This is a genomic window from Okeania sp. (assembly GCF_035285525.1).
Classification (GTDB): domain Bacteria; phylum Cyanobacteriota; class Cyanobacteriia; order Cyanobacteriales; family Microcoleaceae; genus Trichodesmium.
Genome location: NZ_JAYKGW010000097.1, coordinates 1 through 20,710, shown reverse-complemented (window position 1 = coordinate 20,710; position 20,710 = coordinate 1). Strand labels below are relative to the sequence as shown.

Genomic DNA, 20,710 nt, shown 5'->3' with positions numbered 1-20,710 from the left:
ATGGTGGAAGTAGAGAGTCAACCCAACCCTAACCCCTCCGGTGGAGGGGGACTTAGGGAGTCAACCCACTCCTAGCCCCTCCGAGGAAGAGAAGCTCGGAGGAATAAGAGTTATAAAGGAATTTAGTTGGAAGAATTGTCTCTTAATTTTTCTGTTCTAGTTAGCCTTTCCTTGCTAACTTTTTTCACCTTTTTAATTGAACCTAAAAGCTAGTACTTTTTCCCAACTAAAAAATGCTAAAACCATTAGTATGTGAATACCTTCATATTTATTCAGCCAACCCTAATTACAAATAGGGTATAAGCTTGTTGATGTTTAGATTATAAGCTTTTAAATATATCTTCTCTCAAATGTATAGACAAATGTTAATAATATCCAATCGACTAAGAAAAAAGAAGATTCTGTATTTCAAGCCTCCTTCTTCCTTCTTCCTTCTTCCTTCTTCCTTCTTCCTTCTTTCTTCTTTCTTAATCTTCATCCTCAAAAACAGCCCCACGTTTAATTAATTCCTGCTTCATTTCTTCAGAAATTCCCAGATTATTACCAAATACAGCACCACCTAATTTTGCACCTTCAAGGTTAGTTTCTCTTAAATCAGCTCCCAATAATCTAGCATTTTTCAAGTTAGCATTCATCAGATTTGCCATCATTAATTTAGCATTCGATAATTCCGCATCACATAATTCAGTTTTTATCAGTTTAGCTTGATTTAATAAAGCACCTGTCATAATAGAATTAAATAATAAACTATGGCTCAGATTAGCTCCTTGCATATTGGCATTATATAAATTGGCTTTAATAAAATTAATATCTGTTAAATTAGTATTAGTTAATTGAGTATTAGTTAAATTAGCATTACTAAGATTAGCATATCTGAGATTAGCATATCTGAGGTTAGCATTAGTTAAGTTAACACTACCTATATTCGCACCTTTAAGATCGGCATTTTCCAGATTAGTTCCACTTAAATTTTTCCCATAAGCACCATGATTAACAATATCCCAAACTAGACGCCACTTATTATCTAATTCTGTTCCATCATTAATTTTTACTCCTCTGAAATTAACATAATCTAAATTAGCATCTCTCAACTTGGCGTTATGAAGATTGGCGTGACTAAAATTAGTACAATACAGATTAGCACAATAAAAATTAGCACCTTCACAATTAGCTCGGTTTAATTTACTTTCAACTAAGTTAATATTAGATAGATTAGCATTTTTAAGATTAGCATCTTTAAGAATAACATTTCTCAAATTTCCATAACTCAAATTAGTACCTGTAAGATTAGCTTCGCTAAGGTTAGCATTCTTCAATTCAGCATAACTAAAATTGGCATTGGTGAGATTACTATTTCTCAAATTAGCATTAGTTAAATTAGCATTTGTAAGATTAGTTTCTATTAATTTTGAGTTAATAATCTCAGTACGCCAAAGGTTAGCATATTCTAAATTAGCACTGTCTAAATTAGCTTCTCTAAAACTAGCACCTCTGAGGTCTGCACCTTGAAAATTCACTTTGCTAAGGTTAGCAAACCACATTATTGCTCCTCTGAGATTAGCATAGCTCAGATCGCTATTACTAAAGTTAGTTCTTTTCAAATTAGCACACAGCAAATAAGCACCTTTAAGAATAGTTTCGCTAAGATTAATATCATCTAAATCGCTCAGACTTAGGTCAGCATTCTCAAGATTTACACCAGTAAAATTGTTACTTGATTTGCTAGTTTGCTCGACATTATTTATGATTGCTTTGTTAGTACTATCTTGAATTAGTTTCTGTAGTTTATCAAGTGACTTTTGGTTAGCCATATATATCTATATCTTTAACCTTTGAAATTAATTTAGTTCTGGATAGCTCCGAATAATTAGGGCTGGCTAATTAAATATTAAGTAAGCATTCAGCCAGCCTTCTGAGTTGTAACTAGGTTAACAGCTATTGCTTTTAGTTTCTGATCAAAGCTTTATGATTCAGAATGAAATTTTACGATAAAAGTCAGTTTTAAAGTCTATATTCTTTTAAATATTCTCCTTAAGTATGATATTTTTATTGCTAATAGCTGAATGCTTACAATATCAAAACATTAACATTAATTATGCTTGTCAGAATTTTAGGTGCTGAAAAAGCTTTAGCCTTTATTTGTGCAAAAAAAATTGTCAGCTTTTTGCTTGCTTAAGCTCAAAATGTGAAGATTTTGAGCTGACAAAAACAGAAAAATTGAAGGACATTTTTTTTCCCTTCTACTACTCTGTTATTTTCCTAATTTATGATTCCTATTCAGGATTCTCAAAAATTGCTCCACGCTTCATTAAATCTTGCTTCATTTCTTCAGATAAACCACCATCATGCCATAACCTAGCTTTCTCTACTTTTGTATTCTGAAAATTAGCTCCTTTTAAATTTGTTAGTGCTAATCCAGCATTACTTAAATCAGCATTACTTAAATTAGCATTACTTAAATTAGCATTACTTAAATTAGCATTACTTAAATTAGCATTACTTAAATTAGCATTACTTAAATTAGCGCCACTTAAATTAGCCAAAGCTAGACTAACACGGTTCATATTAGCATTACTTAAATTAGCATTGCTTAACAAAGCACCACTCAAATCTGCACCACCAAAATTTACTTGACTAAGGTTGGCTTCACTTAAATCTGCATCACTTAAATCTGCACCCCGTAAATAAGCACCATATAAATTTGCTCCACTCAAATCAATACCACATAAATTCACACCTAATAATTTAGCACCAGCAAAATCTTCAGCAGGATTTATACCAGCAATATTTGCTAAGTCCAATAAATTTTCTGTATTTGCCTCAACTACATTTTTACTGATTATTCTAAACTCTGAAAAATCACATCCAGCAGCAGTTGCAGATAACATTAAACTTTTTAACTCCTCTGGAGATTTAGATTCTGATGACTGAGAAACTAACTCTAAGTTAAAATTCTGCGATCGCAACCAAAGTACCAATTTTATTTCCAACACCGCTAGTCGGTTGGGGCTAATATTATGAGGCCATAATCCTTCAATACCAGTCATATAGTCAAAAGTTTCATCATATATATTTTTAACTGTTATATCAGTTTTCCCTCCCAGAAAATTAAATGAAAACTAATTTTGCGGTGTGGTTAAATATTAATAGTCAAAAGTCATAAATCAGAAGTCAGGATTCAGGAGTTAGAAATATAGTCAATTTCAAGTATATTTTTTCATTTTGGGCAAATATAACCCGCTCTAAAATTGCCTCTTTTAAATCTGCCCATTTTAAATTAGCATTTCGTAAACTAGCCCCACTTAAATTAAGTCCACTTGATTCGTATAGTAATCTCAGATTAAATAAAGCATATCTTTAGCTTGTATAATTGTCTATTTTTTTGTAAAATAGGATTACTATAGTAACTTTTAATTATGCTTGAAGACTAATTTATTTTTCTAAGATAATGAAATAATAAATTAATAACTTATAGCTGCTAATAACTGACGGCTAAATACTTACTAATATACTGAAAATGATTGCTGTTGTTACACCAGAAAAAATTAAGTTATCTCCAGGCACATTTGTTCATTTGCTTGGTACATGGACAGGCTATAAAAAACTAATTAAACAAAGGGATGAGCAAGCTAACCCACGAATCAAATATCGATCGGGAGAAATTTTATTAATGTCACCTCTTCCTAAAAATGGACGAGAAGCTCACATCATAGCTAATATAATTACTATTTTATTATATTACTTAGGACAAAAATATGAAGCATTTACTCCTATGACAATAGACTTAGCGGAAGTTGGTGGCATCGAACCTGACTATAGTTTTTATATTCATAATTGGCAAGTTGCATTGGGTAAAGATCGTATTGACTGGAGTAGGGAAACTCCACCTGATTTAGCCTTAGAAATTGATGTTACCAGTTACACTGATGTTAATGATTATCTTCCCTATAAAATTCCTGAAGTTTGGATATATATAAAAAAAATAAACTTATGATTTATACCTTGAAAACAAACACTTATATTCTTGTTTCTAATAGTCGATATTTTCCCCTTCTAAATGTGGCAGAAATTGTGGTAGAATATTTGCAACTTGCTAGACAAGAAAGCTCAAGTGTAGCTATGCCTATCTTAAGAAAAAATTTTCCTAATGCTAATAGTTAAAGGTGAGCGATCGCCTCATACAATTTCTCTACAAAAACAAAATTAATTAGGGTTTGCTTATGGAAAGTATTTTTGGTAGAGAGAAGAGTCAAAATTCAAGTGCATTGTTAAAGAGAAATAGTATAAGTATGAATAAGATGAGTTAAAGATTAAATATCTAGTATTCCAAATAATTGTTTTTGCTTTTGATTATTTTCCAATACTTCTTCAACAGTGAACCAATGATTAACAATAAGTTGATGGTTATTCAGGTCATCTATTGCTTGTTTAGTAATAGAAACACCTTGTAAAATCAAAACTGTTATGGATTCAGAATTAATTTTTTTAGCTCGACTTAAACTTTTAATTGCAGCACCTACTCTTTCTAAAATACCAGCTCTATCAATACCTCCTTTTATTTCAACAGCAGCTATAATTTTTTCATCTTTATAAATTCCTATATCTGGTTCATCTGCAAATATAACGACCCTGCCATCAAGCAAATTTATTGTCGAACTATCAAGATTTTCATCAGTTACCAATTTTTGTTCATTTAACCTCCTTTCTAATAATCTTCTAATGATAATTTCAATCTTATTTCCCTTGATATTTTGCCACGAACCTTGAGCTTGAGCGCCCGCTGCCATACCTCGCCAAATATGAAATTCACGGTAGTCAATTTTCTCATCAGCTTTAATAAGATAACTAATAATTTTATTCAAATGTTGAGAAATTTTTCGAGCGATTAATTCATCAGTTAAACTATTACCTTGCTCATAACGAATAATTGATAATCCAACTTGACTCATAGATTTTTGAGAGACCATTGCTAACATTCTATAATAACTAACAGAACATAGAATATTAATTAAAACTTGGGGATGAGCAAAAACAATTACAGGTTTGATTCCTCGATGAATCACTTTATTCCATGCAGTTTAAGAAATGCCTAAATTCTGTAAATTCCATTCCCATGTTTCTCCTTTTGCCTCTTCTATTTTATCTGCAATTTCTAACATTTCCCATTCATGTAACTTTTGATGAAAAAGTTCACTTTTAGCAAGTTGATCTAAGACCCAAGCTTGTCGTTTATCCTCATTTACCACAATTTAAAACCTTCAATTTTTTTGCCAGACAACAATACTTTCACGAACAGGAATTCTACCATATTTACCCATTTGTTGTGAACTATTACCTTTGTAGCGGGCAACAATAATTTTTTCAACTTTAAACCCTACTTTTTCTGCCATTTCAGATAAGATTAAATCTACAGGTATTAACTCGCCTGCAAACCTAACATTATCGACTACCATAGCAACTTTAGCACCAGAAACTAATACCTTAGACCACTCCTTAATAACCTGATTCATATCAATAAAATACCCTACTAACATATCAGGGATTCGAGGATTATTCAATACTTTGCCTTGTTGTCGCAAAATATCTACTACTTCAGCAATAACTGGATGATTTGGAGCATCATTGTCTTGAACTTTTAATTCTATATGGGAGCGTAAAATACTAAACCGCAACTCTTTTAACTCTTCAAAATTTTTCACAAAATTAAAACAAAGTTCTAAGGAATAAATACGAGTATAATCATAACGGTTTGGGTAAGGAGGAGAAGTAATTATTGCAGTAGGTTTTTGAGAAAATTTAACATTCCTTAAGTCACGAGCATCTGCTAATTTAATTTCAGGTAGTTGGCGTTTTTTATTTCCCCATAAAGTTCTCATAGATAAGATATCTTGTTCTGCTTGATATATTTTTTGTTGCAGTATTTCAGTGGGGGAATAAATTTTTTTATCCTTTTTTATTCTTAAAAATTGTCCGTCTTTAGCTGTATAACTACAAGGTTCCAAAATTGATAAAAAGAGCAGTAAAAAAATATCTTTTATGGGATTAGATAAAGTTTCTATTGCACTTTTCCACTGAGAAAGTTCTGTCAAAGTTTCTGTGGAAAATGCCTTGTTAATAATTGCTACATCAGAGGCAACATCAGCAGGTTCAAATTGTCTTAATTTATTTTTTAATAGTTCAAAATTATGATGTAGAGAAGAAGGTTCTACTAGCCAGAATAAAGGCATAGTATTAGCAATAAAAGCTGCTATTGGTAATTTATCAATTGCTACAGTTTGAATATTAGCGTGCATTGCAGTAAATGGAGTTGTTCCCATACCACAAAAAGGCTCAAAAATCAAGTCTTTGTCTGTCAATTGAAATCGCTTAATAAATTCTTCAACTAATGAAAATGCAAAGGCTTCTTTGTATCTATATAAACCTAGAATTGGTAGAGATTTATTTCCAACATAAGATACCAGTTTACCTAAGTATAGTTCCTCTTGAATTAGATGTGAAAATTTAGTTTCTATGTGTTGTCTTTCACCATAGTTATCGATCGTTTTTTTTGTAGTTTCGTATTCCCATTCTGGAAATAGACTAAGTTGTTTCATGTTAGTATTAATCGTAAGTATTCAGCCGTCAGCTATTAGTTATTAGCTATTATTTTTGATATTCTATAAAAGCTTTATTAATTAGGGTTTGTTGATTAAATATAAAAGTATTTACAGATAAAGGTTGTAGCCTTTTTAGGTGTTAAAAAAGTACCTAGTTTTTAGCTATTGTCGTCTCAAAATGGTAAAGTTTCGACCCTGATTATCAGAAAATTTGGCTGTAGAAGATACTCCAAACAGTTAAGTGTTCCCTTTCTTAACTAATAGACTTTTACAGTTCCCGATAAATCAGCAAACCCTAATTAATAGTACTTAGACATTTTCAGGAATAAAAATCGGTTTTTTGCAAAGCATTTTGTAGGAAAGAAAAAGTCAGTTTGCTGAAAGCTGATAGCTAATAGCTGAATGCTTACTATTAATCTTATCTTTCCCCCGCTTCAATTGCAGAATTAGCCATTTCTGCTAAAGTTTTTCCTTCTATTTCCGGACTTTGACCAGCACCTTTAAAAGCCATGCGATAAAATACTCCTTTATATTCCCAACCAATAATTGGAAGCGCACAAGATGCACCACAACTTAATGGTCTAAAATATCCTTTAATATCTTGCACTAAAATTAATTCTCTGCTAAATTCATCTTCTAAAGGTTTACCTTCTTTTTCAGCACTAAAATAACCTATTGAACAAGCATTGGCAGTACAATCAGGTGTAAAAGCTAAAGTAATTTTATACCCATTATTTGTACCTTCACCTTCAACATAAATTTCTCTATCTATCTCTGTAATTAATAGTTCAGTAGGCAGTAAAATTGGCACGTTAGTTTGTGCTTTTATTTTAGGTAAAATTTCTTGTAATTCTGCTGCTACTGGTGTGGAATCTTTAGCTAATAATTCATTGTCTGGAAAATTAATAACTTGATGATTAAATGTTTTGTCATTTGGTTGGAAATAATCAAAACATATTATTAGACTGCTTAATAAAAATGTACTTTTTAAGATAGTAAAAATCGACATAATTATAATTTTACCGAAACATTAAAATGGATAATGTAAAAAAATACTATTAGGTTTCTGAGTGAAAATTTGCTTTGAAAATACAGCATTTCCCAGCTTAGTAAGGTACATTGATAATCCCCCTAAATACCCCTTTGAAAGGAAAACTTTACCTCACAAGTATGGGAATTGCTATACTAAAAATAGAAATACATAATGAAAGTCTTACCAAAATATTAAACTGAATCTTGAATTATTTAAGTATTTAACTAACTCCTATTTGCTGTGAAATACTAGACAAAAAGCTTTTGAAAAACCAGTAATTACTAAGGTTAACTGATTACCTTTTTTTTCAGAAATTTTTATTATCCTTAGCTACTTCTTTCAATTTCTATTTAATTGTTAAAGAGAAATTTACTTTAATTTCTATACTTTAGTTAATAAACCGAGAATAGGATTTTATATAAAACTAAAAGCAATAGCTGATAAATGTTTCCCTGGGCGTGAAAAGCGAAGCTCCTCCATAGGAGGCTAGCTGACTGCTGAATGGTAACATCAAAACTATTTACGTTTAGCAGCAGCTTTCTCTTTTTCTTTTTGTTTTTTCTTGGCAGCTTTCTCAGCTTTTTTGGCAGCTTTTTCGGCTGCTATTTTCGCTAATCTTTTTGCTTCTTTTTCTTCCTCAATTTTATTGAGATAATAATGATAATCTCCTAAATAAGTCTGAAATTCACCATCACGAATTTCTACAATTTTATTAGCAACTTGAGAAATAAAATAACGGTCGTGGGAAACAATAACTACGGTTCCATCATAATCTCTTAGTGCCGACTCTAACATTTCCTTAGCTGGAATATCTAAATGATTTGTTGGCTCATCTAATAACATAAAATTTCCCGGTTTCAGCAACATTTTAGCTAAAGCTAAACGAGCTTTTTCTCCACCACTTAAAGCAGCTACTTTTTTAAATACTGTATCTCCACTGAACAAGAAATTACCAAGCAAAGTTCTAACCTCTTCATTTTTCCAATCAGGCACTTCATCATGGATAGTTTCCATCACAGTTTTGATTAAATCTAAAGCTTCTGCTTGGTTTTGCTCAAAGTAACTAGGAATAACATTATATTTACCTAATTCCACTGTACCTTCCGTAGGTTCTTCCAATCCCATAATCATTCGGAGTAAAGTAGACTTTCCACAACCATTCGGTCCGAGAAAAGCAATTTTATCTCCTCTTTCTATTTCTAAATTTGCTCCTAAAAAGAGAATTTTTTCATCATAAGTATGAACTAAATCTTTAATTATTGCGACATCTCGACCACTACGGGGAGCAGGAGGAAAATGGAAAGTTAAAGTTTTTAATCTTGCAAGAGGAGCTTCGATAACTTCTATTTTTTCTAACAGTTTTTCTCGGCTTTTTGCCTGGGTACTGCGAGTAGCACTAGCACGAAACTTTTCCACAAAAGCTTGTTGTTTTTCTAATTCTTTTTGTTGTCTTTCATAAGTGCTAAGCTGCGCAGCTTGATTTTCTAATTTTTGTTGTAAATAAGCTGAATAATTTCCTAAATAAGAAGTAGAAACACCTCTTTCCGTTTCCACAATTTGATTACAAAGACGGTCGATAAATTCTCGGTCGTGAGAAACAACAACCATCGGAGTTACTAAATTCTTTAAATAATTTTCTAACCATTCAATAGTTTCTAAATCTAAATGATTAGTCGGTTCATCTAAAAGTAACATATCTGGATTTTGCAAAAGAATTTTTCCTAAACTCATCCGCATTTTCCAACCACCACTAAAAGCACTCACTAAGCGATCGCCATCCTCAGATTCAAATCCCATTTCTGGCAATATTTTTTCTATTTCTGCATCTAATCCATAACCATTTAAAGCTTCAAACTGTCGTTGTAAACGGTCTAATTTATGAATAAGTTCATCTAATTTTTCTGGAGTAGCAGTTTCCATTTCTCGTTGTACTTCTAGAAGAGATTCGTGAGTTTTATTAGCCTCTGTAAATACTGTCCAAAACTCTTCTCTAACTGTACGATTAGGATTTACTTCAAATTCTTGAGTTAGATAAGCAATATGTAAACTTGCTGGACGAATAATTTCCCCAGAAGTAGGTTCTATTTCCCCAGTAATAATTTTTAATTGAGTTGATTTTCCAGCTCCATTAACACCCACTAAACCAATTCTATCTCCTGGTTTAACTTCCCAATTAACATCTTTGAGAACAACACCTGTAGCATATATTTTACTTATATGTTCTAATCTCAGCATTGATAATTTTTCTCCTAATAGTAATTCTAAAGAATTTGAGTAAGCATTCTGCATTTTCACTTAGCCTCCTGGGGAGGAGCTATGCTTTTTCGTATAGGGAATGCTCTGTTTTCCATGTCGCGCAGCGAAACAGCTTATCAGATTTTGAAGTAAGCAAATCTATAATTTAAATTTACCGAAATAATGAATAATTAAACCATTAAATAATTCGCGCCTTGAAGCCTCCCCTTGGATAGGGGAAAAAAATAAATTTTTTCCTTAAGCACCAATCCTCTCACTCTTAGGGAGAGGTAATTATCCATTATCCATTATCCATTAATGAAGACTATAAATATAGATAGTTTGAAACGTTAGATATATGGTTGAAAAGTAGAAGTTAAAATAGTGCTTGTTATTCATTTTTATGGCGCTTGAGCTAATAGCTGAATGCTGACGAATCTGATTTACTAAGACATATTTAAAATGCGTTTTAGCTTATTCGTTATTTTCTCTTGGAAGCATTCAGCTATTAACATTTCCTTTCTGGCGGAATGCTGTGCAAAAAGCGGTCATCTTTTTAATCTCTGAATTATTAACATAAGCAATTTCGTAGTAGAAAATATATTCTATATAACTTAAAAGCTGTTTGCTTAGTATTCTGTAGGAAGAGCTGATAGCTGACGGCTAAATGCTTACTTTCTACTTATAAACCTTTCTTAGATTTATATATTTCCAAACATTCTTGAAGGATATCCTTAAGTTCCTGAGGAGAACAAGGTTTAGTTACACATTTAAAAATATCCGCCTCTTGTATATCATCAATTTCAGGATCTATTTCTTCTTCTGTATAGCCACTTAATAAAATCCGAATAGTATCAGGAAAGCTATTTTTGGTTTTTTTAAGAAATTGAATACCTGTCATATCTGGCATACTTTGGTCAGAAATAATAACAGCCATTTCACCCTCTGTTTCCAGAATTTCCATAGCTAATCTAGCATTTTCTGCCCTAAATACTTTAAATTGACGTCGAAAAGTCCGATATAATAGATCTAAATTATTCGGCTCATCATCAACAACCATTAACTTAAGTTTTTCCGACATTGTTAAATTTTTAGCAATTTTTATCTAAGGAGCAATTTTGAATAAAATTAGGGTCAGCATTCAGCTATTCACCGTCAGCTCTCAGCTTTTTAATATCAGCTTTTTAACAAATAATATAATTATCCATTAATGAACCATAATTTATAACGCTTGGAAATCTGGCTTATTGCTTTTTCCTCTTTTAAAGTTAATAAATCTGATGGCTGATGGCTGACTTCTTTTGGCGCAGCATTCCACAGGAAATGCTTACAAAATAAGTTATATAGCAATCTTATTTTATTTGTTTATAAAAATCTTACCGCTTTTAGGTAAGCATTTAGCAATCAGCTTTCAGCTTTTAAACTAAATCTATAATTTCCGACCATAAATATACTTTAAAAACATCAAACATCAGGTTGAAAAGTAGAAGTTAAAAGAGTGTTTGCCATTCATTTTTATGGCGCTTGAACTGACGATGCAGACTCCTAATAGCTGAATGCTTACGCTTTTAAAGAAATCTTAACTAAAAACAAAAGCAAATCTCAGTTTTTTATTTACTTTTTGATTGGTCACAACCTATTTAGGATTACTATAAACCAACTCTAGTATAACACTTACCATCAATATCAGGATCAGCATTTCTTGCGGAATGCTTCGCCAACAGCTATTAACATACTAGCCCTTTTAAACTCATTTTTTGAAAAAGTCTTTATGCTTGTCAAATAATATTCTTATTCTTAGCTAGAATTTCCTCATTTATTCTTGGCGTTTGTCAGAATGTTCTCTACCCGAAACATTTTTCATGGCCTCTAAAGCAGCTCGAGAACCTGCCAAAATATCCTGTTCTTCTCCTCCTAAATAAAGCCGTCCAAAACTACCCACTGCATTAATTTGTAATATATTGATTAGTGCAGCCTTCTCAGCCTCATTGGCCGCTAAAGCAGCATAGGCCGCAGGTTGGACTTCCAAAACATAGAGAGTTTGGCCACTTAAAATCATTTGGCCTCGACGGTTACGATTAATTAATTGCGCTTGGTGGGGGTCAATATTACGAATCACTTGACTAGAAACAATTCGAGGTTTTAAGCGATCGCTTTCCTGAACTTCCAAAGCTTGTAAAATTGCTTGACCAGCAGCTTTTGTATCTCCCTGGCGATTGGAATGAATTTCTAGCAAACCATAGAGTCTTTCTACAAATTGTACCCCAGGCCGAACCGAATTAGATTTGAGGGCTACGTCTGTAATTCGATTAATTTCTATACCTGGAGAAATTTCTACCCATAGAGAAGTATCGCCTGGTAATGGTAAAAAGCCAAGGGCTACTGTCCCAATGTAGGCGGCGTGCTGAGGTTGCAAGTTGTCTATATATACATAACTGCGCAGTTCTATACCCAAGGCTTAAATCTCCATGTACGGGGCTGAAATTACATTCTTAATCGTCGTTATTATATGTTAATTGTTTCTTTTAAGGAAGAGGGAAGAAGGCAGAAGGAAGAGGGAAGGAGGAAGGAGGAAGAAGGAAGAAGACAGGACTTACTCAGAGAATATATATAGCGCTCAAAACTAGAGCGCTATAGTTTTTTTTGACTCTATATCTAGTACCTTTCCACCTTTCCGTAAGTTCTGAAAGACTTAAATTTTCTATAATGGAGCTGGCTGATTAAATATCAAAGTTTTTACAGATAAAGGTTATAGCATTTTTAGGGTGTAAAAAAGTGCGCTGGTTTAAACGGAAAAGGCTGAAAAAGTTAGGATTTAGGGTTGATGGGAAGCAGAAAAATTAGAAGGAAGAGGGAGGGAGGAAGGAGGAAGAAGGAAGAAGACAGGACTTACTCAGAGACTATATATAGCGCTCAAAACTAGAGCGCTATAGTTTTTTGACTCTGTATCTAGTACCTTTTGCCTTCTCACTCATTATTCATTTTTTATAACTTCTCCTCCTGGGAGAAGGGTTGGTTTACTCCTACCCCAACCAGAAGACTTTCCATAATCAAACCCTGTCTATAATATTTGTTTGAGCAAATGCTTGATAAAGTTGTAATTTTGGTTATGAATAAAAGTAATTTTGTCGGCTTCCAAGCATAACAATACTTTTGATAAATGGTGTAATTCCTGATATAAAAATTATCCTTTTACACAAACAACTTGTTTCATAGTTGCCACAATTTCTACTAAGTCAGTTTGTTGATTCATTACTTCTTCAATAGATTTATAAGCACTAGGAATTTCATCAATAACTCCTCTATCTTTCCGACATTCTACTCCTTCAGTTTGCTTCACTAAATCATCAACAGAAAAACGTTTTTTAGCTTGAGTTCGAGACATTAATCTCCCGGCTCCATGACTACAACTACAATAACTTTCATGGTTTCCTTTACCTTTAACAATAAAAGATTTTGCTCCCATAGAACCAGGAATAATTCCATAATCTTCTTGCTGCGCTCGTACAGCACCTTTACGAGTTACATAAACTTCTTCGCCAAAATGTACTTCTTTTTCAGCATAATTATGATGACAATTAACTTCTAATAATGGTTTGCTTGGTTTACCTCCAGCTAAGTGTTTTTCAACTATTCGTTTAAAACGAGCCATCATTACATTTCTATTAAACCGAGCATAATTTTGTGCCCATTGTAAATCTCTCCAGTAAGCTGCAAATTCTGGTGTACCTGTGACAAAATAAGCTAAGTCTAAATCTGGCAATTTTGTTTCTGCCAATTTTGCTAATTCTTTGGCAGTTTCAATATGACATTGAGCTAATTTATTGCCGATATGACGAGAACCTGAATGTAACATTAACCAAACATTATTTTCTGTGTCTAAACATAGTTCAATAAAGTGGTTGCCTCCACCAAGAGAACCCATTTGTTTAAGAGCTTTATTTTCTAGTTTTTTTACCCCTGGATGTAACTCTTTAAATTCTCTCCAATTTTGCCAGTTAGTGACAGATTTTTCGATTTCTTTATTGTCAGAAAATCCTACAGGAATATTTGCTTCTATATCTTGTCTAATTTTCTTTTGTTTCCCTTCTAGTTGGTCGGCAACAAAAGGCGTTTTTATAGCACACATTCCACAACCAATATCTACTCCTACTGCAGCAGGAATAATTGCTTCTTTGGTGGCAATGACAGAACCTACTAATGCACCTTTACCTAAATGGACATCTGGCATGAGAGCAATATGTTTGAAGACAAATGGCAAAGAGGCTACGTTTTTGGCCATTTTGTGTTCTTGATGCTCTAAGGAATGATTTGCCCAAGATAATACGGAGTTTGGAGCGGAAAGGTCGAGTCTTTCGTATGGCATTTTTGATTTTTAATCTATATTTGTAATATATTATATCACAAACAAAATACATGATCGTAACTTACGCAAATGTACTATATCTGGAGTAGGGAGTAGGGAGTAGTGGGTTTCGCAACAAAAATAAACCCGGTTTCTTTAAGAAACCGGGTTTATAGGTGTCTTGGTCGCGACGGGTATATCAAATAATATCATTATCAATTATCCATTATCCATTATTAATTATCTAAAAAACGACTGGGGGATAATTGCTGGATAATCTCATCATTTTCTCCAGCTACATAATTAGCAAATCTTTTAGCTAAGGGAGGTACTAATAGAAATGGACTGGTAAATCCAGAAAAAATATGTATTCCTTCTATATTAGGAATAGCTCCGATGAGAGGTAAGTCGTCAGGGCTATACGCTACTAAACAATGATGCCAGGTTGCTGGTAGATTTTCTAAGGAGGGCAAAATTTTTCCTATCTCTACTCGCATAGTCGCTTCACTTTTAACTGGATCGATTTTAGCCTTAGGATCGGTTAGTACGCGGGAGACTTGACCTATTCTAATGCTATTATTTCTAAATTGAATTGCGCCAATGTCTAAGCTGAAGGGTACAAATTCGTGGCCAGGTTCATCCCACATTTGCTCAAGCTCAATTGTACAGGTAGCAGCTTCGCAATCTAAACGTTTCCCTACTGCTGGTACCACAGCAGTATTTAGTTGTAGTTCTACAGGAGGAGTTTCTAACATTTCAGCATGGGTAAAATAAACAGGGGTAGAAATACCTGCTGACTTGAGGAAGTGACGGGAAATTCCACCTGCACAGATAACCACATTGGCAGCCTGATAAGTTTTGTCTTTGGTGTAGACTCCGGTTATGCGTTGAGGGTAGTTATGAGTTGTATTATCGTTTGTTTTGACTAACCCTGTTACTTTTGCTATTTCAATTTGACCACCTAATCTAGTAAATGCTTGACAATATGCTAAAGTTATGGATTCTGGTGAAACATGACCTTGACTAACAGTGAAAGCTCCAGCGATCGCCTGTTTATTTAGTAAGGGTTCGATTTCACAGGCTTCTTCTATACTTATGAGGCGAGGTACAGTATTATTCTGAGAGAAATTAGTAGCTATTTTTTCTGGGTCATCTTCTGGGGCGATAGTTAATAATAAGTTTAATTCTCGAAGCTGGGTATCTGCTTCTAATTCTTCAGATAGATGATAATGGCGTTGTTTTCCTTCCTGAAAAAGTTTATTGGTCAAATCTGTATTACTAGACCAATAGGGTAGATTACCATAACCATAACGAGTTGCACCTTTTAAAGTGGAATATTTTTCTAAGAGGAGGACAGCAAAACCTTTTTTTGCTAGTTCATAACTAAGAGCTGCTCCAGTTATACCACCTCCGACTATAATCCAATCGTAACTTTTCATAGACTTTTAAATGTAAGACTTTTCTGATATAATGCTAGGCTTTTAATTAGGGTTAGCTGATTAAATATCAAAGGATTTATGGGTAAAGATTTTAGGGTTTTTAAGTATCAAAAAGTGCGAACTTTTCGGCTACTGAGGTACGGTTCCCGAAAAATCCAAAATTGAGCATTTTTGGCTAACTATATTATATATAATAGAGGAATCGCTCTTACTCTTTATTCCGACCAACTCCTCTGTAACTCCTATTTATCTTAACTCTGTATGGACGTTTTGCTGACGCAAAGCTCTGCTTTATATGTCGCGCCGCGAAACGCGGCGCGACATAAAATACATTTTTGTTATGCAACGTCACTAGGACTTCTTAATCTCTACAAAAAGACTTTTTCAGCAAACTCTAATTAATAATAAACATGAGATTATTTAGCTAAACAATTATGCTGTTTATTGATTATTTTTTGAAGATAAATACTAAACTAAAGGGTAAAATTTGTAGACCTATATTTTTATTACTATCAACTATAATTTTGCCTACGATAAGTTTAGCACAATTACCTCGTTTTGATTCTCCTCTACCTTCTCCTTCTCAAGAAAAACAACCTGGGACTGTATTACCTCCAACGGTTCAAACTCCACCCACTAAGCGTCCTGAGCCAATTTCTCCCAAACCACAACCTTCAACTATACCACCATCTAATGCCGTTCCTACTCCATCTCCTCAACCATCAATTTCTCCCAAACCACAACCTTCAACTGTACCACCATTAAATACCATTCCTACTCCATCTCCTCAGCCATCAATTTCTCCGCCACAACAGTCAGCAACTATATTACCATCAAATACAATTCCAACTCAACCAAATCCGTCTTCTGAGACACCATTTTTTGATGGTTCAACAGCTCCTTTACCTAACCAAAGACAGTTGTCTTTAGGATTTATTAAGCCTGTGAATGGTTATGTTAATATTAAACTCACGAATAGAACTGCTGCTATAATTTCTTATCAGGTAATTGGAGATACTACACAACGAAAGTTATCAGGAAAGTCTGAGGTTATTTTAAGGCAATTGAAAGTACCTGTGAATATTATTTTCTATCGGGATGAAGGGGGCTTTTTATTGATAGAACCATTGTTTATTAATGAACAGGATATTTTAGAGTTAATTATGACTGAAACTAATGATTTTAATTTGGATAAATCGACTTTATTAATTGAGGAAACTGGAGATTTATTTTTAAATTAGGTATGGAGGTATGGAGGGAATGGGGGAGGAAAAAAGCATTTTTCTAAATATGAGATGCACCCTCTGTAAAGACTTTAAGATTTAATCAGCAAGTCCTAATTACTTATTCTTAAAAATCAAGATAATTGCTTCAGAAGAATTTGTTTTCTGTCGAATATTTATCCCTTTTTTTTGACTGAAATAAAAGGCTCTATAGTTTAATTTTTCGGTAAAGTTTTCTTGTAGGGGTTTGGTCTCCAAGTTCAACCTAAAAAAGTGGTTTGGAGACCAAAACCCTACTGTTTTTTTTGACAAATTTAAGAAATACCTTGAGAAATAAAACCTGCCCAATAATAAGGATGAATAAATGGAAAATTCTGTTCACATAACCATGATAATTTTTCTTTTTCTTGTTGGATTTTTTCTAGGTTTTCCTGTTTCATATATTCTTCTAAATATCTTTCTAGTTGCTTTTGATAATTACTAAGTTGAGTTCCTGTTAAATACCGGAGTTGATTTTGGGCTTTTTGTAATGCTTCTGAACGCTTATATATTTGTCGATGTTGATAATAAAAAAGACAAAATAATGCTGTAGCTAAATCTTCTACTAACCATAATGAACTAATTATATGACAGGCACCTGCGCTAAGAAAAGCAGTAGCAAATGTCAGGATATCGTCAGAAATTTCTGTTTGATTGATATCAATTTCACAGCTAGGAAGAAATACATCAAATAATTCGGGTAACTGCCAAGTAAAAATTTTACTCAGAAGTATTTCATCATCAAATAATTTCAGTTTGGATGCTAAAGGATTGACTATATTTACAGTAGCAAGATGACTGGAATGTAATACCTGTATTTGTTTAATAAAGTTTTGGTAATTATTAATTGTTGCTTGACTATATTGGAGATGTTTTTGGGGAGAAATGAGGTGCATATTTGCGATTTTTTCACATTCATATCTTGTATAAAACCTGTTTTCTATAGCAGTTTCTACAATTCCCATTTTGCGGGGATTAGTAATTAGCTTTTGTGGTGAACAATAACTGAGGATTTGACAACTAGGTACGACTCTTAAACGAAAATAATCAGATAAATATTTAGTTTCTTTTTCTGAAATAATTGGTAGGGCAGCAAAAGGTATTTGATGTAAACATAAGTGAGGAATTATGATTAATTCTTTTACCTCATTTAGTTGTTCAATTAGTTGATCTAATCCTAGTCTATTTGCTAATTCTGAGAGAAAATTTTCCATTTGATTATGCCACTTATCTCGATTTTCTCTATAGAGTTTTAACCAATTATTATGTATCCAATTTTGGAGATTTTCAATTCCTTCGCCTTGGCAAATATGAACAGTAAATTCCTGCTGAGTTAGAATAAATATATAGGCATTATTTCTCGTAAAATAAAAATCTAGAATAGCAGTTTCTTCATCCTTAACTAACTGGTAAATTTCTGCAAAACTGAGGTATGTAACTTGTAATTGCTCTGCTAGTACACGATTATTCTTCCTGATTTTTTGCCAAAGTTGTTGCTGTTTATCTCTCAATATGGAAATTTTTTCTAGGGTTTCTGGATCAATTTTCTTGATAGTAAACTGACTGCCTACTGTTGTATATTTATTAATTCTCCTAACATTAAAATTTAATTGATTAATTTTTTGCTGTAGCTCATAATATTCTTCTACTTCTGCTGGTTTTTCTTCATTTTGATAAATGTCATTAATAGTTATTAACTCTACTAAACGACGAGAGCGAGAACTCTCTACATATTCTAATGCTTCTTCATATTTCCCAATATTCACATAACATTCTACGATGTTTTCATACATATAAATTGATTTGGCTAAAATCTCTTGGTAAGAGGATTCCGTTTTCACTAAACTTTGAGTCATTGCTAACAAATGAATTGCTATTTGATAATTTTGAATAGCAAGTTGCCAATTTTCTTGCTTAAATTCTAAATCTCCTAATTTTTGATAGATTTGTAAACACTCTAGTAGAAAACTTTCTACTGGAAAAAGATTTAATGCTTCTCGATAACTTGCTATTGCTAAGTCAATATTTTGTTGATAATTAGCAATATCTTCTGTAACTTTATAACTATAAGCATCTCCAAGATTTTTGTGAATAATTCCCCACCATAAAGTAAATTCTTCTGGGTTAATAACTTCCAGGGCTTGTTGATAAAATTTAATTGCTAGTTCGATATTTTCAGCTCTTTTTTCTGTTTCTCTGTTTAGGTAAGCAGTACCAAGATTAATGGAAATTATTACCCAATCTAAGAAATTATCTATAGTAAAAATTTTGAACGCTTTTTGATAAGCTTTTATGGCTAATTCAATGTTTTCACTAGGTTTTCCTATGACTCTATTTAAGTAAGCTGTGCCAAGATTTTTTTGAATATTTGCCCAATAGAAAGGTTTATTTTCCTGACTAATAATTTGTAATGCTTGTTGATAAGCTGATATTGCTAATTCCATATTTTCCTCTGATTTTCCTGTAGTTCTGTTTAGATAAGCATTGCCTAGATTGCTTTGAGTTATTGCTAAATCTAGTGAATTTTCTGACTGATTAATAACTTCTAAAACTTGTTGATAAGCATCTATTGCTAGTTCAATATTGTCCCTCACTTTGCCAGTGATTCTAGTTAAGTAGACATTGGCTAAATTATTCTGAATAGTTGCCCATTTTTGAGGATTATTTTCTTTGGTGATAATTTCTAGGGCTTCTTTATAGGCAGCGATCGCTTCCTCAAGGTTATTACTTTTATCTCCTGCGATTCTACAACTGTAAGCATTGCCTAAATTATTTTGATTAATTGCCCAATCTTCAGGATGATTTTTTTTATCTATTGATTTTAATGTTTCTTGATAAATTTCTATCGCCTGTTCAATATTTTCAGATTTTTCTCCATAGATTCGGTTGAGGTAGGCATTACCTAGATTATTTTTAGTACTTGCTAAATGATGAGATTTTGAGGAGTTGTCATATACTGTTAATGCTGTTTTATAACCAGTAATTGCTATTTCTAAATTATTGGCTCTATTGCCGAATGAAAATTCTTGAATTTGATTACTTAAGTTAACTATATCTACAGCAATTTTATCTGCTTCTTCTAATGTTGTTTCTTTTAATATTGAGGTTCCCCAAATTTCTAAGGTTTCTATTAAACCTTGGTCTAATTTGTTGAGGTTTTTTTCTAAAATATGGTGAATAATTTGCGGATTATTTTGGCTTTGGTGGGTTGCTTCTAATACCTGATTTAAAAATTCTAAGTATTCTAAAGGGGTTATTGTTGGTGAGCTGTTTTCTGTTATTGAAATTTCAAATTTTCCTGATAGTTGTACTGCTAATGTAAGCAGGATTTCTTGAATTTCTTGGTTTCCTTTTTCTCCTGATTTCTGGGCTACCATTATTATTGTTTGGAGTAATCCTTGATCTAATAGTTCTGGGTTACTTGCTAAGATTTGACTTGTTTTTTCTGTGGGAGCGCTTAAGATTTCTTGAATAAGATTTATATAGTTTTGGATACGGTTTGGATTCATTATTTTATTTGCTTTTTCTCTACAAATCTGAATATTTACTTAGTACAGCGGATTACTTCTAAAATCCGTATTCTTGACTAAAATGCAACAATTAGGGAGTAGGGAGTAGGGAGTAGGGAACAGCTAAGCACTCCAAAAATTCGATGAAAAAATCTCGGAATTTTTCAGTAACTATTGCCCAATAGTTATTTCATTTTCTGAAGCACTCCAAAAATTCGATGAAAGGTCATGTCTAATTTTTTTGGTAACTATTGCCCAATAGTTATTTCATTTTCTGAAGCACTCCAAAAA

At 32.8% G+C, this 20,710-nt stretch carries 16 protein-coding genes; 3 read left to right on the top strand and 13 right to left on the bottom strand.

Annotation, left to right across the window (positions count from 1 at the left end):
- Positions 1-467: 467 nt before the first annotated feature.
- The 3 genes from VKJ25_RS09140 to VKJ25_RS24555 all read right to left on the bottom strand — a co-directional run bounded on the left by VKJ25_RS09140 (position 468) and on the right by VKJ25_RS24555 (position 3,339).
- Positions 468-1,811 carry a pentapeptide repeat-containing protein gene (locus tag VKJ25_RS09140; RefSeq protein WP_324236317.1) on the bottom strand — a complete coding sequence of 448 codons (1,344 nt, stop codon included), beginning with the start codon at positions 1,809-1,811 and terminating at the stop codon, positions 468-470.
- Between the two features lie 462 nt (positions 1,812-2,273).
- A complete protein-coding gene (locus tag VKJ25_RS09135; RefSeq protein ID WP_324236316.1) occupies positions 2,274-3,047 on the bottom strand; it encodes a pentapeptide repeat-containing protein in 774 nt (257 codons plus the stop codon).
- Positions 3,048-3,171: 124 nt separating this feature from the next.
- On the bottom strand, positions 3,172-3,339 hold the full coding sequence (locus VKJ25_RS24555; protein ID WP_375340318.1) for a pentapeptide repeat-containing protein: 168 nt from the start codon (positions 3,337-3,339) through the stop codon (positions 3,172-3,174).
- 178 nt (positions 3,340-3,517) lie between these two features.
- Here VKJ25_RS24555 and VKJ25_RS09130 point away from each other — a divergent pair, with 178 nt between their 5' ends.
- Positions 3,518-3,994, top strand: a complete 477-nt coding sequence (locus VKJ25_RS09130) for a Uma2 family endonuclease (RefSeq protein ID WP_324236315.1) — start codon at positions 3,518-3,520, stop codon at positions 3,992-3,994.
- Entirely contained in the window at positions 3,991-4,161 is a 171-nt protein-coding gene (locus VKJ25_RS09125; RefSeq protein ID WP_324236314.1) for a hypothetical protein, read from the top strand. The genes VKJ25_RS09130 and VKJ25_RS09125 overlap by 4 nt, the downstream gene beginning before the upstream one ends.
- 149 nt (positions 4,162-4,310) lie before the next feature.
- Here the strand turns inward: VKJ25_RS09125 and VKJ25_RS09120 are convergent, their stop codons facing one another.
- The 9 genes from VKJ25_RS09120 to VKJ25_RS09080 all read right to left on the bottom strand — a co-directional run bounded on the left by VKJ25_RS09120 (position 4,311) and on the right by VKJ25_RS09080 (position 15,648).
- Positions 4,311-5,063, bottom strand: a complete 753-nt coding sequence (locus VKJ25_RS09120; RefSeq protein ID WP_324236313.1) for an XcyI family restriction endonuclease — start codon at positions 5,061-5,063, stop codon at positions 4,311-4,313.
- Between the two features lie 15 nt (positions 5,064-5,078).
- Positions 5,079-5,246 carry a hypothetical protein gene (locus tag VKJ25_RS09115; protein ID WP_324236312.1) on the bottom strand — a complete coding sequence of 56 codons (168 nt, stop codon included), beginning with the start codon at positions 5,244-5,246 and terminating at the stop codon, positions 5,079-5,081.
- 12 nt (positions 5,247-5,258) lie between these two features.
- Positions 5,259-6,593: a hypothetical protein gene (locus tag VKJ25_RS09110; protein WP_324236311.1), complete on the bottom strand. Its 1,335-nt coding sequence runs from the start codon at positions 6,591-6,593 to the stop codon at positions 5,259-5,261.
- A 421-nt stretch (positions 6,594-7,014) separates the two neighbouring features.
- Complete coding sequence (locus VKJ25_RS09105; RefSeq protein ID WP_324236310.1) at positions 7,015-7,605, bottom strand: hypothetical protein; 591 nt, start codon at positions 7,603-7,605, stop codon at positions 7,015-7,017.
- A gap of 540 nt (positions 7,606-8,145) precedes the next feature.
- The gene (locus VKJ25_RS09100; RefSeq protein ID WP_324236323.1) at positions 8,146-9,864 is read right to left on the bottom strand and encodes an ABC-F family ATP-binding cassette domain-containing protein; all 1,719 of its coding nucleotides are present in this window, start codon (positions 9,862-9,864) and stop codon (positions 8,146-8,148) included.
- Positions 9,865-10,546: 682 nt separating this feature from the next.
- Positions 10,547-10,945 carry a response regulator gene (locus VKJ25_RS09095; protein ID WP_324236309.1) on the bottom strand — a complete coding sequence of 133 codons (399 nt, stop codon included), beginning with the start codon at positions 10,943-10,945 and terminating at the stop codon, positions 10,547-10,549.
- 735 nt (positions 10,946-11,680) lie between these two features.
- On the bottom strand, positions 11,681-12,319 hold the full coding sequence (gene ccmP, locus VKJ25_RS09090; protein ID WP_324236308.1) for a beta-carboxysome protein CcmP: 639 nt from the start codon (positions 12,317-12,319) through the stop codon (positions 11,681-11,683).
- A gap of 729 nt (positions 12,320-13,048) precedes the next feature.
- Positions 13,049-14,230: an RtcB family protein gene (locus VKJ25_RS09085; protein WP_324236307.1), complete on the bottom strand. Its 1,182-nt coding sequence runs from the start codon at positions 14,228-14,230 to the stop codon at positions 13,049-13,051.
- A 215-nt stretch (positions 14,231-14,445) separates the two neighbouring features.
- Positions 14,446-15,648 carry an NAD(P)/FAD-dependent oxidoreductase gene (locus VKJ25_RS09080; protein ID WP_324236306.1) on the bottom strand — a complete coding sequence of 401 codons (1,203 nt, stop codon included), beginning with the start codon at positions 15,646-15,648 and terminating at the stop codon, positions 14,446-14,448.
- 524 nt (positions 15,649-16,172) lie between these two features.
- On the opposite strand from VKJ25_RS09080, the gene VKJ25_RS09075 reads away from it, so the two are divergent.
- Entirely contained in the window at positions 16,173-16,889 is a 717-nt protein-coding gene (locus tag VKJ25_RS09075; RefSeq protein ID WP_324236305.1) for a hypothetical protein, read from the top strand.
- Between the two features lie 296 nt (positions 16,890-17,185).
- Here the strand turns inward: VKJ25_RS09075 and VKJ25_RS09070 are convergent, their stop codons facing one another.
- Positions 17,186-20,419, bottom strand: coding sequence for a CHAT domain-containing protein (locus tag VKJ25_RS09070; RefSeq protein WP_324236304.1), 3,234 nt, complete (start codon positions 20,417-20,419; stop codon positions 17,186-17,188).
- Positions 20,420-20,710: the final 291 nt, after the last annotated feature.

Coding starts and splice junctions, on each gene's coding strand:
- VKJ25_RS09140 (WP_324236317.1), bottom strand. CDS start 1,811: ATGGCTAACCAAAAGTCACTTGATAAACTACAGAAACTAATTCAAGAT.
- VKJ25_RS09135 (WP_324236316.1), bottom strand. CDS start 3,047: ATGACTGGTATTGAAGGATTATGGCCTCATAATATTAGCCCCAACCGA.
- VKJ25_RS09130 (WP_324236315.1), top strand. CDS start 3,518: ATGATTGCTGTTGTTACACCAGAAAAAATTAAGTTATCTCCAGGCACA.
- VKJ25_RS09125 (WP_324236314.1), top strand. CDS start 3,991: ATGATTTATACCTTGAAAACAAACACTTATATTCTTGTTTCTAATAGT.
- VKJ25_RS09110 (WP_324236311.1), bottom strand. CDS start 6,593: ATGAAACAACTTAGTCTATTTCCAGAATGGGAATACGAAACTACAAAA.
- VKJ25_RS09105 (WP_324236310.1), bottom strand. CDS start 7,605: ATGTCGATTTTTACTATCTTAAAAAGTACATTTTTATTAAGCAGTCTA.
- VKJ25_RS09100 (WP_324236323.1), bottom strand. CDS start 9,864: ATGCTGAGATTAGAACATATAAGTAAAATATATGCTACAGGTGTTGTT.
- VKJ25_RS09095 (WP_324236309.1), bottom strand. CDS start 10,945: ATGTCGGAAAAACTTAAGTTAATGGTTGTTGATGATGAGCCGAATAAT.
- VKJ25_RS09085 (WP_324236307.1), bottom strand. CDS start 14,230: ATGCCATACGAAAGACTCGACCTTTCCGCTCCAAACTCCGTATTATCT.
- VKJ25_RS09080 (WP_324236306.1), bottom strand. CDS start 15,648: ATGAAAAGTTACGATTGGATTATAGTCGGAGGTGGTATAACTGGAGCA.
- VKJ25_RS09070 (WP_324236304.1), bottom strand. CDS start 20,419: ATGAATCCAAACCGTATCCAAAACTATATAAATCTTATTCAAGAAATC.